At 61.0% G+C, this 15,083-nt stretch carries 18 protein-coding genes; 5 read left to right on the forward strand and 13 right to left on the reverse strand.

Features of this window, described 5'->3' with window-relative positions:
- Nucleotides 1-11: 11 nt before the first annotated feature.
- Complete coding sequence (locus DNK10_RS14580; protein ID WP_131192064.1) at nt 12-482, reverse strand: MFS transporter; 471 nt, start codon at nt 480-482, stop codon at nt 12-14.
- Nucleotides 483-668: 186 nt separating this feature from the next.
- Here DNK10_RS14580 and DNK10_RS14585 point away from each other — a divergent pair, with 186 nt between their 5' ends.
- Complete coding sequence (locus DNK10_RS14585) at nt 669-2,699, forward strand: S9 family peptidase (RefSeq protein ID WP_131192065.1); 2,031 nt, start codon at nt 669-671, stop codon at nt 2,697-2,699.
- A 39-nt stretch (nt 2,700-2,738) separates the two neighbouring features.
- Here the strand turns inward: DNK10_RS14585 and DNK10_RS14590 are convergent, their stop codons facing one another.
- Entirely contained in the window at nt 2,739-3,008 is a 270-nt protein-coding gene (locus DNK10_RS14590) for a hypothetical protein (RefSeq protein ID WP_131179067.1), read from the reverse strand.
- A gap of 155 nt (nt 3,009-3,163) precedes the next feature.
- Between DNK10_RS14590 and DNK10_RS14595 the strand changes: the two genes are divergently transcribed.
- Together DNK10_RS14595 and DNK10_RS14600 are read left to right on the forward strand one after the other, a co-directional pair.
- Nucleotides 3,164-3,523, forward strand: a complete 360-nt coding sequence (locus DNK10_RS14595) for a YajD family HNH nuclease (protein WP_131192066.1) — start codon at nt 3,164-3,166, stop codon at nt 3,521-3,523.
- 51 nt (nt 3,524-3,574) lie between these two features.
- Nucleotides 3,575-4,042 carry an RNA methyltransferase gene (locus DNK10_RS14600; protein WP_131179069.1) on the forward strand — a complete coding sequence of 156 codons (468 nt, stop codon included), beginning with the start codon at nt 3,575-3,577 and terminating at the stop codon, nt 4,040-4,042.
- Between the two features lie 47 nt (nt 4,043-4,089).
- On the opposite strand, the gene DNK10_RS14605 is transcribed toward DNK10_RS14600, so the two are convergent.
- From DNK10_RS14605 to dapA, 8 genes are all read right to left on the reverse strand, one after another.
- Nucleotides 4,090-4,509 (reverse strand): hypothetical protein, encoded by a 420-nt coding sequence (locus tag DNK10_RS14605; RefSeq protein ID WP_131192067.1) that lies wholly within the window; start codon nt 4,507-4,509, stop codon nt 4,090-4,092.
- 246 nt (nt 4,510-4,755) lie between these two features.
- Nucleotides 4,756-5,388 carry a LysE family translocator gene (locus tag DNK10_RS14610; protein ID WP_131192068.1) on the reverse strand — a complete coding sequence of 211 codons (633 nt, stop codon included), beginning with the start codon at nt 5,386-5,388 and terminating at the stop codon, nt 4,756-4,758.
- A gap of 74 nt (nt 5,389-5,462) precedes the next feature.
- Nucleotides 5,463-6,689 (reverse strand): hypothetical protein, encoded by a 1,227-nt coding sequence (locus DNK10_RS14615; protein WP_131192069.1) that lies wholly within the window; start codon nt 6,687-6,689, stop codon nt 5,463-5,465.
- Nucleotides 6,690-6,814: 125 nt separating this feature from the next.
- Nucleotides 6,815-7,264 (reverse strand): YcgN family cysteine cluster protein, encoded by a 450-nt coding sequence (locus tag DNK10_RS14620; protein ID WP_131192070.1) that lies wholly within the window; start codon nt 7,262-7,264, stop codon nt 6,815-6,817.
- An 84-nt stretch (nt 7,265-7,348) separates the two neighbouring features.
- On the reverse strand, nt 7,349-8,278 hold the full coding sequence (locus tag DNK10_RS14625; RefSeq protein WP_131192071.1) for a D-2-hydroxyacid dehydrogenase: 930 nt from the start codon (nt 8,276-8,278) through the stop codon (nt 7,349-7,351).
- Between the two features lie 9 nt (nt 8,279-8,287).
- Nucleotides 8,288-8,581 carry a YcgL domain-containing protein gene (locus tag DNK10_RS14630; protein WP_131192072.1) on the reverse strand — a complete coding sequence of 98 codons (294 nt, stop codon included), beginning with the start codon at nt 8,579-8,581 and terminating at the stop codon, nt 8,288-8,290.
- Complete coding sequence (rnd, locus tag DNK10_RS14635) at nt 8,578-9,711, reverse strand: ribonuclease D (protein WP_131192073.1); 1,134 nt, start codon at nt 9,709-9,711, stop codon at nt 8,578-8,580. Before rnd ends, DNK10_RS14630 begins: the two co-directional genes overlap by 4 nt.
- Before the next feature lie 61 nt (nt 9,712-9,772).
- A complete protein-coding gene (dapA, locus tag DNK10_RS14640) occupies nt 9,773-10,627 on the reverse strand; it encodes a 4-hydroxy-tetrahydrodipicolinate synthase (protein WP_131192074.1) in 855 nt (284 codons plus the stop codon).
- A 545-nt stretch (nt 10,628-11,172) separates the two neighbouring features.
- Here dapA and DNK10_RS14645 point away from each other — a divergent pair.
- Complete coding sequence (locus DNK10_RS14645) at nt 11,173-11,652, forward strand: hypothetical protein (protein ID WP_131179078.1); 480 nt, start codon at nt 11,173-11,175, stop codon at nt 11,650-11,652.
- Between the two features lie 148 nt (nt 11,653-11,800).
- A complete protein-coding gene (locus DNK10_RS14650) occupies nt 11,801-13,063 on the forward strand; it encodes an OmpP1/FadL family transporter (RefSeq protein WP_425273854.1) in 1,263 nt (420 codons plus the stop codon).
- Between the two features lie 117 nt (nt 13,064-13,180).
- On the opposite strand, the gene DNK10_RS14655 is transcribed toward DNK10_RS14650, so the two are convergent.
- The 3 genes from DNK10_RS14655 to DNK10_RS14660 are packed head-to-tail and all read right to left on the reverse strand — an operon-like array spanning nt 13,181 to nt 15,075.
- The gene (locus tag DNK10_RS14655) at nt 13,181-13,732 is read right to left on the reverse strand and encodes a glutathione peroxidase (protein WP_131192076.1); all 552 of its coding nucleotides are present in this window, start codon (nt 13,730-13,732) and stop codon (nt 13,181-13,183) included.
- 18 nt (nt 13,733-13,750) lie between these two features.
- Nucleotides 13,751-13,876, reverse strand: a complete 126-nt coding sequence (locus tag DNK10_RS26325) for a hypothetical protein (RefSeq protein ID WP_278248831.1) — start codon at nt 13,874-13,876, stop codon at nt 13,751-13,753.
- Nucleotides 13,873-15,075 carry an MFS transporter gene (locus DNK10_RS14660; RefSeq protein ID WP_131192077.1) on the reverse strand — a complete coding sequence of 401 codons (1,203 nt, stop codon included), beginning with the start codon at nt 15,073-15,075 and terminating at the stop codon, nt 13,873-13,875. The genes DNK10_RS26325 and DNK10_RS14660 overlap by 4 nt, the downstream gene beginning before the upstream one ends.
- Between the last annotated feature and the right edge of the window lie 8 nt (nt 15,076-15,083).

Raw genomic sequence — 15,083 nt, forward strand, 5'->3', positions numbered from 1 at the left:
ATTGATCGGGCTTACAAACGCGGCTCGACGCGAGCGTTGCGGGGGCTATGTGACGAGTGCTCGGGTTCGGGCTTGCGCTGCAGGCGCTCGCGCAGGGTCAGGTCACTGTCTTCGCCCCGCTCCTCTTCGCGTGCAGCCTTGCGTGCCTTCCAGCTGCGCTCCAGCGGCCAGCGAATGGCCACGAACACCAGGTAGATGACGAACACGATTAGCCCGTACATGGCCAGATCCGCCACGGCGCGCCAGGCGTTGCTGCCTATCTTGAAGAGCAGATCGAGGGTAACGATCGCTACCGCAGGCGCAAACAACTCCTTGGCAGGATCGACGATGGTCGGGCAGAACAGCAGAATCGCCGCCAGCACGCGCAGGGGCTCACGCAGGTAGCGCCACATCCAGCTGGTCATGCGAAACCACACCAGCAGGCAGCCCAGTGCAGCAATGGCATAGGCGCCCCAGGCGAGGAGATAGTCGTTTTCGATCATGAGGGGGAAGGTTCCCTTGCTTGACAGGGCTCGAACGGGCCAATCCGCACTTTTCGGCGGTTGCCTGACGACAAAGACGCTTATGATAACGGCTTTTCCCTGGTTCGGCGCCTTTAGGGCACCTCTAAAAACGCAGGTAGTTTTTAGAGGTGCCCTTTGGCGTCGCCCCGCGCTCTGGAGACCCTTATGACCACCGCCCCTATCGCCCGCAAGGACACTGGCGCCGATCCTTACCACTGGCTCGAAGCCCGCGACAGCGACGAGGTGCTGGCTCACCTGCGTGCCGAGAACGCCTACCTGGAAAGCCAACTGAGCGATCAGGGCGAATTGCGCGAACAACTGTTTCAGGAAATAAAAGCACGTATCCGTGAAACCGATCTGTCGCTGCCCACGCCCTGGGGCGACTATCTCTATTACCAGCGCACCACGGCGGGCGACGAGTATCCGCGTCACTATCGCTGCCCTCGTCCTGCCGATGGCGGCCTGAGCCTCGATGAGAGCGCCGAACAACTGCTCCTCGACCCCAACGAAATCGCGGCCGGCGGTTTCCTGTCACTGGGCGCCTTCAGTATCAGCCCCGACCAACAGCGTCTGGCCTACAGCCTGGACACCAGTGGCGACGAGATCTACCGCCTGTTCGTCAAGGAGCTGGCCAGCGGTGTGATCGAAGAGCTGCCGTTCGACGACTGCGACGGCAGCATGACCTGGGCCAACGACAGCCAGACCCTGTTCTATGGCGAGCTGGATGAAGCCCATCGCCCCAGCACGCTGCATCGCTATCGGCTTGGCGAAGCGAAGAGCGCACAGGTCTTCCATGAACCCGACGGTCGTTTCTTCCTCACCTGCTACCGCAGCAGTTCGGAGCGCCAACTGGTGTTGCTGCTGGGTAGCAAAACCACCAGCGAATGCTGGGTGCTGGATGCGGATACCCCGCGACAACCCTTCCAGTGCCTGGCGCCGCGGGAAGAAGGTCATGAGTACTACGCCGACCATGGCAAGCTCGACGGCCAATGGGCCTGGCTGATTCGCAGCAACCAGACTGGCATCAACTTCGCACTGTACAGCGCTACGCCAGAAAAGCCGACACGCGCCCACTGGCAGGAACTGGTGGCGCACGACGAACAGATCATGCTCGAAGGCGTCAGCCTGGCCGAGTCGGCCTTGGTGCTCAGCCTGCGCGAAGGTGGCCTGCCGATCATCGACGTGCGCCCTCAAGGGCTGGCCGGTTATCGCGTCAGCCTGCCGGATGCCGCCTATAGTCTGTACGTGCAGGACAGCCTGGAATTCGCCAGCCCGGTGATTCGCCTGCGCTACGAAGCGCTCAATCGCCCCGCACAGATTCGTCAGTTGAATCTGGCAGACGGCGCCCAGCAGATCCTCAAGGAAACCCCGGTACTCGGCGAGTTCGATGCCGATGCCTATCTCAGCCAGCGCCTGTGGGCGACAGCCCCAGATGGCACGCAGGTGCCGATCAGCCTGGTCGCCCGCCGCGATGCCCTGGGCCAGGCAGCGCCATTGTATCTGTACGGCTACGGTGCCTATGGCGAAAGCCTCGACCCCTGGTTTTCCCACGCCCGCCTGAGCCTGCTCGACCGCGGCGTGGTATTCGCCATCGCCCACGTACGCGGTGGCGGCGAGCTGGGTGAGGCCTGGTACCGTGCCGGCAAGCTGGAGCACAAGCAGAACAGCTTCGGCGACTTCATCGCCTGTGCCGAGCACCTGATCGCACAGGGCTTCACCAGCCCATCGCGGCTGGCCATCAGCGGTGGCAGCGCGGGCGGTCTGCTGATCGGCGCAACGCTCAACCAGCGGCCGGATCTGTTCGCAGCGGCTATCGCCGAAGTGCCCTTCGTCGATGTGCTCAACACCATGCTCAATCCGGAGCTGCCACTGACCGTTACCGAGTACGACGAATGGGGTGACCCCAACCAGCCCGAGGTACATGAGCGCATCAAGGGCTACGCCCCTTACGAGAACGTGCGCGCACAGCGTTACCCAGCGATCCTCGCGGTGGCCGGCTATAACGACAGCCGCGTGCAGTACTGGGAAGCCGCCAAGTGGGTGGCACGCCTGCGTGAGTTGAAGACCGATGACAATCTGCTGCTGCTCAAGACCGACCTGGAAGCCGGCCACGGCGGCATGAGTGGCCGCTACCAGGCGCTACGCGATGTCGCCCTGGAATATGCGTTCCTCTTCAAGGTACTCGGCTTGCGTTAACTGCTGGTCGCAAGGCCACGGCAACCCTGAAACGCCCGGCTACTCCTCACCATCAGAGTCTGCCGGCTCATCGGTCAGTGGCTCATCGTGCTCACGGCGTTGCTCATCCGTATCGCGATTCTCGCGCCCGTCACGGATCAGCGGTGGCGAGTCCGGTTCGACGTTCGGCGCCTGGGGAAGCGTCACGGGTGGCGCTGGCTGGGTTGGCGTACCTGCAGGTTCGCCCGCAGGCTGAGGATCGGTTTGCTGGGCCTGGACTCCAGCACTCAACAGCAGCAGGCTCATCAGCGTTACAGTGAATAGGCGCATTACATTTTCTCCCAAAGGATGGATGTACTGCGTTTGTATGACTGCTTGCGAGTAAGTGCGGGTGAAATCATCCAAGGCCGACGGTCGGTGCACGACAGTTGTAGCGACCGATCTCCGGCCCTAGACTTGGTGCATCAGCCGATGAGACATAAATCATGAACACGCCCACGTCCAAACTCGACCGCATCCTCGCCGATGCCCAGCGCAGCCGCGAAGAGGGCTATCGGGACAAGGCCCTGCGCATGTATCCGCACGTCTGTGGCCGTTGCGCCCGGGAGTTCTCCGGCAAGCGCCTCAGCGAACTGACCGTGCACCACCGTGACCATAATCACGACAACAATCCCCAGGACGGCTCCAACTGGGAACTGCTCTGCCTGTTCTGTCACGACAACGAACACGCCCGCTACACCGACCAGCAGTATTTCAGCGAAGGCTCCACCAGCAGCCAGACGGGGCCGAAAACGACCCACAAGGCCTTTGCCAACCTGGCCGATCTGCTTCAGAAAAAATCCTAGGCACCAAACAGGCCGTATAATGCCGCTCCTTTTGCGCAAGGCCTGTCGTCCGTGGGTAACAAACGATACAGCTGCATCGGTCTCTACAATCCCAAGTCACCGGAAAACGTCGGTGCCGTGATGCGCGCCGCCGGTTGCTACGGCGTAGCCTCGGTGTTCTATACCGGCAAGCGCTACGAGCGCGCCCGGGACTTCGTCACCGATACCAAGCGCGTGCATCTGGACATTCCCCTGATCGGCATCGATGATCTGCAGAAAGTCATTCCGCTGGGCTGCACCCCCGTGGCCGTGGAGTTGGTGGACGGCGCCCGACCATTGCCGACCTACACCCATCCGGATCGCGCCTTCTATATCTTCGGCCCGGAAGACGGCTCGCTGGACAAAGCCGTGCGCGATTGGTGCGAAGAGGTGGTGTACATCCCGACTCAGGGCTGTATGAACCTGGCAGCGACGGTCAACGTGGTGCTCTATGACCGCCTGGCCAAGGGCAACAACACCAAGACTGGCGCCAAGTACTAGAAAAAGTAAAGCCTGGGCTATGCCAGGCTTATGCTTGAGACGACTACTCAGGAATGCTGGTTTTTTCCTGCCGGAGTGTTGTCATAACCGTCTTCGGCAACCATCAAACCGGCGGGTGTGCGGTCATAGCCATCTTCGGCAACGGTCTGACCGGCAGGCGTACGGTCGAAGCCATCTTCGGCAACGGTTCGGCCGGCAGGCGTACGGTCGAAGCCATCTTCGGCAACGGTCTGGCCAGCAGGCGTACGGTCGAAACCATCTTCGGCAACGGTTCGGCCAGCAGGCGTACGGTCGAAGCCATCTTCGGCAACGGTCTGGCCAGCAGGCGTACGGTCGAAGCCATCTTCAGCGACTTTCTGCGCACCAATCGAGTGCGAAGTAGTGGCATCGACAGACGCTTGCGGCAGTGCGAAAGCAGAGCTGGCGAGGGTGGCGATAAACAGGCTGGCGATAAATTCAGTTTTCATGTTGAGCTCCTTGGGAGGACGTAAGTGGGTATGGAGCTCATGTTACTCAAGAAAATTTGATCAAAAACTTGATCCCAGGAATAGTAAAGATCGACTTCATTGATAGCTCGACCAAAGTCAGCAATGACGGGGCCCCAAAGCAAAACGCCCAATCCGGCACCTGCACCGGATTGGGCGTAATCGCATTAAAAGTGGGCAGATCGAGAGAAATGGCATTCCAACTCAGGGGGCTGAAACCCAGGTTGGCTAGGATTTCCGCTCGCTGAGGGCCAAGCCGACGCCCATCGCCATGATTACCGCGCCAGCTACGCTTTGCTGCCAGCGCCGCCAAGTGGGGTTCTGCCCAACTCGATTACCGAAATACCCGCCCAACACCGCCACACCGGCATTGATCAGCGTGCCGCAGAAGGTGAACAGCAGCCCCAGGAACAGGATTTCCCAGATGAAGGCAGGAGACGCCGGATGAGCGAACTGCGGTAGAAAGGCGATGAAGAACAGCGCCACTTTCGGGTTGAAAACGTTGACCAACACACCCTGCAAGAAGATTTGTCGCAACCCGGCTTCCTGCAGGCTCGTCCGTTGCTCGATGCGCCAGCCGGAGCGGATCAGCTGAATGCCGAGCCAGATCAGGTAGACGACCCCTACCCACTTGACCACGCTGAACGCTACCGCCGACATCATCAACAGAGCGGACAGGCCAAACGCCGCGGCGACGATGTGCACCAGACAACCAGCTCCGATACCGAGGCTGGATACCAGACCCGCTGTCGTCCCCTGGGCGCTGGAACGCGAGGCGATGTACAGCATGTCCGGACCTGGGGTGAGTTTGAGCGCCAGGGTGGCAGCCAGGAACAACGCGAAATGCTCGATACCAAACATGGGAATGCTCTCGACGATTTCCCAGAGCTTAGGATCGCCGCGAGCCTGCACGCAAGATCATCGCAGTCTCCCACTCAGCGCAGCAGCCGGGTATCCAGCACCTTGGAACTGCGGCCCATGACGTTTTCGGTGATCTCGATGAAATCCTTGGTGCTGGCCTTGTCCAGGCGCATCAGGCCGCGAGTCACATCATCCAGCGAGCGCTGCTGACCGTCCTTGGTGGCCTGGCGGATCTCCCGGTCGAGCTCCTGCAGCAGCAGAACCGCCCGGGCGGTGATCGGCCCGGTGGAGTTCTCGGTGCGCAGAGATTTGACCGGCTTGCTCCACTTGATCAGATGCTCGCGTACCTTCTGGTAGCGATCCTCGCTCAGCCCGCCAGCGCGGCGCATCACTTCGATGGCGTAATACTCGGCCAACCCTTCGCTGATCCAGTCACTCTTGTCGGTGTCGCTGATGCGGCTGAACACATGCACCAGTTCGTGCACCAGGGAGCTGGTGCCGTTTTCGCTGACCAGCGGACGGTCGGCATGCATGAAATAGGAGTTGGGTGCCGACAGGCCGCCGCGCCACATCGGGTCACCGGCGCCGACCACCAGCAGTTTGCCAGGGTCACGCGGGAACACCGCCTGCATCTCCGGCCAGACGAACGTCAGCAGGGTCAGGGCGTCCATACGGCGCATGCCCTCACCCACCGGCGCGGCGATGGTCACCTGGGTTTCACCGAGCTTGGCGCGACGCGTGCCGATCTTGCCGGCGACTATCCAGCCGGTCGGGCGATCGAACTTGCGCTGCGGGTTGTCGATACGGAATTTGTTCTTGCCCACTCGCGGCCAGCCGGTCTCGACGCTACGCCAGCCTTTGGGCAGATCGAACTCCAGGCGCGCCACCAGATTCGTGCCATCGACCTGATTGAGCAGCGCACTGGGGATCAGGTCGTCGCCGCGCAGCAGAGCCCAATCTTCGGTCATCCGCGCGTCGAAGCGGCCTTCGCCACGCGGATGGCTGATACGCACCTTGTAAGTCAGGGTGGCCTTGCCTTTGCCTGGCACCCACAGACCGCGTTGCGGATCGTCCTGTTTCCATTCGCCATCGGCCTTGAAATCGCTGTAGTAACCGTTATCGCCCAGATTGAAGTTGAGGCTGCGCACGCGCTCGCCCTTCTCCAGGCTGATGCTGACTTCGGCCTGATCGCTTTGCGGAAGGAATTTTACCTTGTAGTCCAGATCGACCTTGCCGGCTGCCCACAAGGGAGTGCCGGTACTCAACAGAACAGCGGAAAGCAGCAGGCAGCGAATCGACATACAGGCAACTCCAGAACAGACGAATCGGATCGTTCCATGGGATCACAGCACAACAACCGCATGGCGCAATAGCGCCATAAGACACCAGCCCGCTTAAGCGAGCCTTAACGGCATATCACAGACACTCAGCCAGCGCGAAAGATCAGGTGTTCTTCCCAATCATCCTCGGCCACGCTGTTCTCACTGAGCATACGCCCCGCCTGGGAAATGCGTTCGCGATGCACCGCATCCGGGTCGCCGGACACCAGGTGATGCCAGAGCGGCAGATCCTTGCCCTCGCTGACCAGCCGGTAACCGCAGGTAGGCGGTAGCCACTGGAACTGATCCGCCTGCGCAGGGGTGAGTTGAATGCAGTCCGGCACGAAGGTCTTGCGATTCGGGTAGTCGGTGCAGCGGCACGTATTCAGATCGAGCAGCTTGCAGGCGATGCGCGTGTAATAGACCGTTCCGTCGTCCTCGTCTTCAAGCTTCTGCAGGCAGCATAGACCGCAACCATCGCACAGCGATTCCCATTCCTGAGCGTCGAGCTGGTCGAGGGTCTTTTGTTTCCAGAAAGGTTGTACGGGGGCGGCCATGATCAGAACTGGAGGTAACAGGTGAAAAGGCCGGCAGTCTAGGTCTGCCGGCCGCGCAGTACAAGCCACGCCCGACGGCGCGGCTCAATAACCCCGAGAGAAATCCACCAGCCCCTGCAGCGCGGTACCGTCCTGATAACACTGCAGATTGCTGACGAACAACTCGACCAGCAGATGCGGCAGGCTCGGCGCCGCGCTGTGGCCGGTCAGCAGCAGATTGTCGACCGTCCAGAACGGATGCCCGGCAGGCAGCGGCTCTTCACGGCAGACATCGATAACCGCAGCGGCCAATTGCCCCTTGGCCAGCGCCGTGACCAGATCCTCATCGACTACTGCCATACCGCGCCCGGCATTGATCAATACGGCTGACGGCTTGAAGCGCGCCAACAACGCAGCATCGTAGATATCGCGAGTGGCCGGCGTATTGGGCAGCAGATTGATCACGTAATCGGCCTGCGCCACCAGGCGCGGCAGGTCTTCTAGAGCAGCCACTTCGCTGAATGGCGCCAGCGTTCGCGCGCTACTGGCAATGCCGGTCAGTTCGACGTTGAACGGCTGCAGGAAGCGCGCAACCGCCAGGCCGATCTCGCCGGTACCGACGATCAGCACCTTGCGCCCGGCCAGGCTGTGCGGCAGGCGACCGTCCCAGCGCTGCTCGCGCTGCGCCTGCAGGCGGGTGAAGAGTTCGCGCTCGTGGGCAAGCATATGGCAGAGCACATACTCGGCCATGACCTGGCCGAAAACCCCGACCGCGCGAGTCAGCTGATAATCCCGTGGCAAATCCTCCGCCAGCAGCGGCGTGATACCGGCCCAGGTCGATTGCACCCAGGCCGGCTTGTGGCCAGCACGCATCAGCTCGGCGAACAGATGAGGCTCGCCCAGCCACACCGGGCAACTAGCCGCCTGCTGCGCCAGCTCGGGCCCATCACCAGCGATCAGCTCGAGCTCCGGCAAGGCCCGCTGCAGCAACTCGCGGTACACGGCGTAATCATTTTCGGCAATCAGTACACGCATGGCCGCTCCTCAGACTGGATCGTTGCGACGCAACAGTTCTTCCGGCAGATGCTCGATGTAATCCTCTTCCGGTGGCGGCATCTGCAGGTGATAGCCCTGGTTGTCCAGGTTCTCCAGCACCTTATGGATGTCTTCGCGCGCCAGGGCGCGCTCCGGCGTAAGCACCATGTCGAACGAATGAATAGGCGGGCCGAAGGCGCTCAGCAGGCTTTCGGGTATCTGCTTGAGGGCATCGGCACGCAGCACGTAGAGGTACATCCCATCCTTGCGCGGGCTTTTGTAGATGGAGCAGATGCGTTTCAAGCGGATTCTCCTTGAGCGGCCAGACAATCGAGCAGCGCCTGCCCCATCAGCTCACGCCGCCAGCCGCGCAGGCTATCAGGCAGGCGGTAAGGCCCGTTCGGGTAACCGCTCTTGAGCAGCGCTTCCAGGGTCTTCTTGCGCAGCATCAACTCGGGGGCGATATCCAGGCGCTCGCCTTCACGCTGGCCAATGGCACGCAGCTTCTTGAGCAGCGCCGTGGACTCCAGCGGCAAGGGTTCCGGCATGGCGGGCGGCCACTCGCTCGGCGGCAGTGCGGCGGCATCGCGGATCATCTGCAGGATGGTCGCACCGTCCTGGCGTACGGTTTTCGGATGCATGTCTTCGATGCGCCCCAGGCTGACCAGATCGCCAGGTTGCTGGCGGGCCAGCGGCCACAGCGAGTGCTCACGCAGGATGCGGTTGCGCGGCTGGTTACGCACTCGTGCCTGACGCTCGCGCCAGATGCACAGCTCACGCAGTACCGCCAATTGGGCACGGGACAACTTCCACGCCAGCTTGGCCTCGCGATAAGCCTCTTCGGCAGGAATCTCGCGACCGAGGCCGGCGACCAGCTCGGCGCCATCCTCGAGTATCCAGGCGTTCTTTTCTGCCGAGAGCTTGTCCTGCAGGCGCCGGTAGAGCTCGGCCAGATGCACCACGTCTTCGGCGGCATAACTGACCTGGGTATCGGACAGCGGGCGTTGCAACCAGTCCGAGCGGGTCTCGCCTTTGGGCAGTTCGATGTCCAGCACCGCCTGCACCAGCCGCGAATAGCCCATGGAAAAACCGAGGTTGAGGTAACCGGCCGCCAGTTGCGAATCGAACAGCGGCACTGGCAGGCTGCCGGTCAGGCGCAGAAGCACTTCCAGATCTTCGCTGCAGGCGTGCACCACCTTGATCACCTGCTGATCCTCGAGCAGCGCAGCGAATGGCGACCAGTCGTCGATCAGCAGCGGGTCGATCAGGTAGGCACGCTCGCCCTCGCTGACCTGCAAAAGCCCGGCAATCGGGTAAAAGGTGTCGACACGCATGAACTCGGTGTCCAGCGCCAGAAATGGCTGTTTGCGCCAGGCAGAGCAGTGCTCCGCCAGGCTGGCGTTGTCTCGAATCCAGACAATTTCGATGCTCACGCGGCTCTCCCGTAAAGATTGCCGCGCAGTATATCCCGTGAGCCTCTGCCGTGTTGCAAGCTCACAGCAGTTCGCTGCGCATGCGCTCACGCAACCCGTCGGAACAGCGCAACATGGGCTCGCGCAACTCATCGGCGATCAGCCCCTGCATGGCCAACAGGCTTTTTACCGGCGCCGGATTGGGCTCGACGAAGGCCAGACGGATCAATGGCAGCAATTCGCGGAACAGCACACGGCCGGCCTGCAGATCGCCCTGTTGCAGATGTGCCACCACCTGCACGAAATCGGCGGTACGGATATGTGCCGCGGCGGAGATGGCGCCGCTGCCGCCGAGACAGAGCGTGGCGAATATCTGCTCGTCCTCACCGGCGAGCACCTCGAGCGCTCCATCCTGAATCAACGTCTGGGTTTTGCGCGCGTCGCCGCCACAATCCTTGATCGCCACAATCCGTGGGTGCCCGGCAAGCTGGCGGATCGTCTCCAAGTCCAGGCTGACGGCGCTGCGGTAGGGAATGTCGTAGAGAACGATCGGCAACTGCGAGGCATCGGCGATAGCCTCGAAGAACCTCAACAGCCCCTGCTGCGACGGCCTGATGTAATAGGGCGCGGGCACCAGGATACCTGCCAGAGGACGGCTCTGGATGCGCTGCAATCGGGCCAGCACCTCTGCCTGGTTATTACCACTCAACCCCATCACGACACGGCAAGCGGGCACCACTTCGAGCACGCTGTCGAGCACCGCCAACTGCTCGCTTTCATCCAGCGCAGCCGCCTCTCCACTGGTGCCGCAGACCACCAGCCCGGCCGCACCATTGTCCAGCAGGTGTACGGCCAGAGAGCGTAACCCAGGCAGATCCACCTGCCCGTCGCGAAATGGCGTCACCAGGGCGACCCAGACTCCAGAAAATGTAGACATGCTTGCAACTCCTCGGTGTAGACCGTCTGGTCACCGTCGATGGAGTGCGGGAAGGGGGTATGGCGAATGGATGCTTCGACCTTGCGCCTCTGTCCTGTCAGCCCATCTGACGGGACAGCACGCCCCGGTCAAATGAGCGACTGTTTCTTCGACTTACCGACTTCCAGGCAAACGCACTGCAGCGCAGCAGCAAGGCTACGAACAGAAAACATGGGCTGGGAGATGGAGAACATTGAATGCTCGGGCAAGACGACTATGCATCGATACTGCCGAAACCATCGCTGCGCTGTCAACGTCGTTTCATGGAATCACGCTAAAGCGACCGCTCCAAGTTCCTATTCGGCATATGCACACTGAGTTACATCTTTAATCGATTTAAAAACAGCCCTTTACAGCATGAATATCCCACTAAGCTTCAACTTGAGCAGCTAACCCCTGCTCCCGGTGGGATTATGTGGTAGCGGGCTTCTTCCAACCGCCACACCACATTCAAGACGATGCTGCCAACGCCCTCCCCCACCGGTCACCTCCCCGACGAGGTTCGTATGGGAATCGCCGCCAGTGATCTGAACCAGCACGTGATCCGCCCGACGCTGCTGTACCTGAATAGACAGTCCATCGCTGCCGAAGCGCTGTTGCTGGGCATCGCCGCCTGCCAATCGTCGCTTGGCGCAGCCCTGGACAACCAGAGCGGGCACGGTCTGTACCGAATTTCCGACGCCCATCATCAGCATATCTGGGACGATCACCTCGCCGCCGACCCCGAACTGGCCAGCCGTATACGTGGCCTGGCCAGCCAGCATGCGTTTCTCGGCGCACCGCACCTCGAACTGACCGTCAATCTGCGCTATGCAACCGCGATTGCCTGGATGCTTATCGAGAATCAGCGCCTGGCGCTACCGGCAGCCGATGATCTCGCCGCTCAGGCATTGATCTGGCAACAGGTATTCGCGCCCTATCGTAAACCGGACGAATTCATTTCCGCCTGGCAGCGCTGCATCCTCGGGCGGGCAATTGCAGCCTGAAAAAACTGACTACCGAGTCATAGGTGCCAAGTGCTGCGAGGCTCTATATCCTGACTCGACGGACAGCTTCACTTCGACGGATCGTGTTTAACCCTGAACTTTCCGGATTGGCTTTGAGTCAGCAAAGCGAGAGTTCCCCGAACCTGCCATGGAGCACCCCGTGAATACAAGAATCCTAAGAACCGGTCTGGCAATCGCCATCGCATCCACCTCCAGCTATAGCCTGGCCAGCGGCTTTGCACTCAACGAGCAAAGTGTCGCGGGCATGGGCATGTCCTTCGCTGGACGCTCGTCCTCCGCTGAAGATGCCAGCACGGTGTTCGGCAACCCGGCTGGTATGGCTCGCATCAAGCGTGAGCAGATCAATATTGGTGCTGCCGCTATTCATGCCAAGAGTGATATCAGCCATGCCAGCGGCATCGGAGGCGGCAGCAATGACGGCGATATGGTGCCGACAACTGGCGTCCCCATGGGCTACTACGTGAAGCCGCTGGACGAGAAAGTTGCGTTTGGTATCGGCGTCTATGCGCCCTTCGGTCTGGCCACCGATTATGAAAGCGGCTTCATGGGTCGTTACGAAGCAGACAAGAGCTTCGTTCGTGTCGTCACCATACAACCGACGCTCAGCTATCGCTTCAATGATCAGCTCTCCGTAGGTTTCGGGCCGACCTTCAACCGCATTGATGGTGAACTGACTTCAGCTATCAACAACCCTGTTCCCGGTGCCGGCGACGGCAAGGTGAAGATCAAGGGTGACGACGTAGCAGTCGGTTTCAATGTCGGGGTGCTCTACGAGTTCACACCGCAAACCCGCGTCGGCCTGACCTACCATTCACGCGTCAAGTACGAGCTGGAAGGAGACACTCGCGTCTCGGGAGCAGGCCCTGTCCTTGAAACGGCGGCGGGTAAATACGATGCGTCTCTGGATCTCACGACGCCTGAATCCGTCGATATGTCCTTCACCCACGAAATCGACGACAACTGGACGTTGTATGCAGGCAGCACCTGGACACGCTGGAGCCGCCTCAAGGAAATTCGCGTGGACAATGAAGGCGTCGCTGGGCCTCTGGAACCAGCCCTTTCCAGCATCGTCGAGGAACAGAACTGGCACGACACCTGGGCCCATGCCGTCGGCGTCTCTTACAAGCTCAACCCGCAGTGGGTGCTGCGTACCGGTCTTGCCTACGACCAGTCACCCGTCAACAACACCGATCGCTCGCCACGCATTCCGTCGGGTGATCGTACCATCCTCAGTTTCGGTGCAGGCTGGAGCCCCAGCGACGATATGACCATCGACCTGGCCTACTCCTACCTCAAGGAGGAAAAGGTTCACATCAACCAGGACACTTACCAGGCGACCTACAAGAACAGCGCCCACGGCCTGGGTGCGTCCATGACCTATCGTTTCTAAGCTGGCCCCGAGCACGGTCACCGTCAGGGTGACCGTGCAAATCGGTACCCATAAAAAATCGCGGCGCTTGCCGCGATTTTTCTTATTCAAGCCCACCAGCCTCAATAGCATCGGGGCTCATGGCGTGGAAGCGATCGCCTTTTCCACGGCTGCGATCAGATCCGCATCATCCGGTTTGGTCATGCTGGAAAACCGCGCGATCACCTGCCCCTTCCGGTCGACCACATACTTGAAGAAATTCCAGCGCGGCGCGGCAGTTTGCGCGGCCAGTTCCTTGAACAGTGGAATGGCCTTGTCGCCGGTGACGGGCTGGGTTTCGCTCATGGTGAAGGTCACGCCGTAATTCACGTAACAGACCCTGGCAGTCTCCTCGGCGTCGTCGGACTCCTGCTTGAACGAATCGGAAGGTACGCCGAGGATTTCCAGGCCTTGCTCGCGATAGCGCTGATTGAGCGCCTCCAGCCCCTCGAACTGGGAGGTGAAGCCGCAGAAGCTGGCGGTATTCACCACCACCAGCGGTTTGCCGGCGAACTGCTCGCACAGATCGATCGTCTCCTTGGAGCGCAACTTGGGCAGCTCACCCTGCAACAGCGCCGGGCACTCGGCGGCCTGTACGGAGACATTGAACGCCAGCAAAACCAGCGGCAGGGCAAACAGTCGCATGCGCATCAGGTATTTTCCTTCCGTTCAGCAGAGGCTCATCCCCAGCTGCATTATCGCCAGCCCACCCTGATGCCAGCCCCAGAAGACCGCTGCCAGTGCCAACAGCGCAACTGCGCCGATAGCTGTTGCAAGCCAGGGTCTGAGTGTCATGCCTGGGCTCCTTGCAAGCGCGCGACGGGCTGCTCGCGAACCGGCCAGTTCAAGGCAGCGGCCAGTACGCTGAGCAGGATGGAAATCTGCCATACCAGATCATAGCTGCCCGTGTGGTCGTAGAGATAACCGCCGAGCCAGCCGCCGAGGAAAGACCCCAACTGGTGGAACAGGAAGACGATGCCACCGAGCATGGACAGGTTGCGCACGCCGAACATGGTCGCCACGGTGCCATTGGTAAGCGGCACCGTGGACAGCCACAGCAGGCCCATGATGATGCCAAACGCATAGGCCGTCCAGACGCTCAGTGGCACCGTGATGAATAACGCAATGACCACCCCACGCGCCAGGTACAAGGCACTGAGCAGCCGTGGCTTGGAGCGCCGCCCGCCGAGCCAACCGGCGATATAAGTACCGAATACGTTGAACAGCCCGACCAGGGCCAGCACGGTGGTACCAACCATAGCCGGCAAGTGCTGGTCAACCAGATAGGCCGGCAGGTGAACGCCGATGAATACCACCTGGAAACCACACACGAAGAAACCCAGCGCCAAAAGCCAGAAACCGGAATGGCTGCACGCTTCGCGTAGCGCTTCGCCAAGCGTTTGCTGTGGGCCCTGGGAGACTTGCGGGCGATCCTTGACCATGGCTGCGAGCGGTACGATCAGCGCCACCATGATGCCCAGCGCGACCAGTGCTGCCGACCAGCCCAGCCAGCCAATCAGCCCGAGCGTGCCCGGCAGCATCGCGAACTGACCGAAAGATCCCGCTGCTGCGGCGATGCCCATGGCCATGCTGCGCTTCTCCACCGGCACCGCACGGCCGACGACACCGAGAATCACCGAGAACGAGGTACCCGACAGACCGATGCCGATCAGCAGGCCGGCACTGAGCGACAGCGATAGCGGCGAGTCCGACAGGCCCATCAACACCAGCCCAGCTGCGTACAACAGGCCGCCAACGATGATCGCCCGCTGCGCACCGAAACGATCCGCCAGGGCGCCGGTAAATGGCTGAGCGATACCCCAGATCAGATTCTGCAAGGCGATGGCGAAAGCGAAGACACCACGCCCCCAGCCAAAGTCGTCGCTCATCGGCGACAGGAACAGACCGAAGCCGTGACGGGTGCCAAGAGACAGGGCGAGGATCAGAGAGGCTCCCAGCATCAGCCAGAAACTCGTGCGCCATACCGAACTCATTGCATATC

Source organism: Phytopseudomonas daroniae, assembly GCF_004327275.1.
Classification (GTDB): domain Bacteria; phylum Pseudomonadota; class Gammaproteobacteria; order Pseudomonadales; family Pseudomonadaceae; genus Aquipseudomonas; species Aquipseudomonas daroniae.

Bases quoted from the DNA above. Each gene is read 5' to 3' on its own strand.
- DNK10_RS14580 (WP_131192064.1), bottom strand. From the start codon at position 482: ATGATCGAAAACGACTATCTCCTCGCCTGGGGCGCCTATGCCATTGCT.
- DNK10_RS14585 (WP_131192065.1), top strand. From the start codon at position 669: ATGACCACCGCCCCTATCGCCCGCAAGGACACTGGCGCCGATCCTTAC.
- DNK10_RS14590 (WP_131179067.1), bottom strand. From the start codon at position 3,008: ATGCGCCTATTCACTGTAACGCTGATGAGCCTGCTGCTGTTGAGTGCT.
- DNK10_RS14595 (WP_131192066.1), top strand. From the start codon at position 3,164: ATGAACACGCCCACGTCCAAACTCGACCGCATCCTCGCCGATGCCCAG.
- DNK10_RS14605 (WP_131192067.1), bottom strand. From the start codon at position 4,509: ATGAAAACTGAATTTATCGCCAGCCTGTTTATCGCCACCCTCGCCAGC.
- DNK10_RS14610 (WP_131192068.1), bottom strand. From the start codon at position 5,388: ATGTTTGGTATCGAGCATTTCGCGTTGTTCCTGGCTGCCACCCTGGCG.
- DNK10_RS14615 (WP_131192069.1), bottom strand. From the start codon at position 6,689: ATGTCGATTCGCTGCCTGCTGCTTTCCGCTGTTCTGTTGAGTACCGGC.
- DNK10_RS14620 (WP_131192070.1), bottom strand. From the start codon at position 7,264: ATGGCCGCCCCCGTACAACCTTTCTGGAAACAAAAGACCCTCGACCAG.
- DNK10_RS14625 (WP_131192071.1), bottom strand. From the start codon at position 8,278: ATGCGTGTACTGATTGCCGAAAATGATTACGCCGTGTACCGCGAGTTG.
- dapA (WP_131192074.1), bottom strand. From the start codon at position 10,627: ATGTCTACATTTTCTGGAGTCTGGGTCGCCCTGGTGACGCCATTTCGC.
- DNK10_RS14645 (WP_131179078.1), top strand. From the start codon at position 11,173: ATGGGAATCGCCGCCAGTGATCTGAACCAGCACGTGATCCGCCCGACG.
- DNK10_RS14650 (WP_425273854.1), top strand. From the start codon at position 11,801: ATGGAGCACCCCGTGAATACAAGAATCCTAAGAACCGGTCTGGCAATC.
- DNK10_RS14655 (WP_131192076.1), bottom strand. From the start codon at position 13,732: ATGCGCATGCGACTGTTTGCCCTGCCGCTGGTTTTGCTGGCGTTCAAT.
- DNK10_RS26325 (WP_278248831.1), bottom strand. From the start codon at position 13,876: ATGACACTCAGACCCTGGCTTGCAACAGCTATCGGCGCAGTTGCGCTG.
- DNK10_RS14660 (WP_131192077.1), bottom strand. From the start codon at position 15,075: ATGAGTTCGGTATGGCGCACGAGTTTCTGGCTGATGCTGGGAGCCTCT.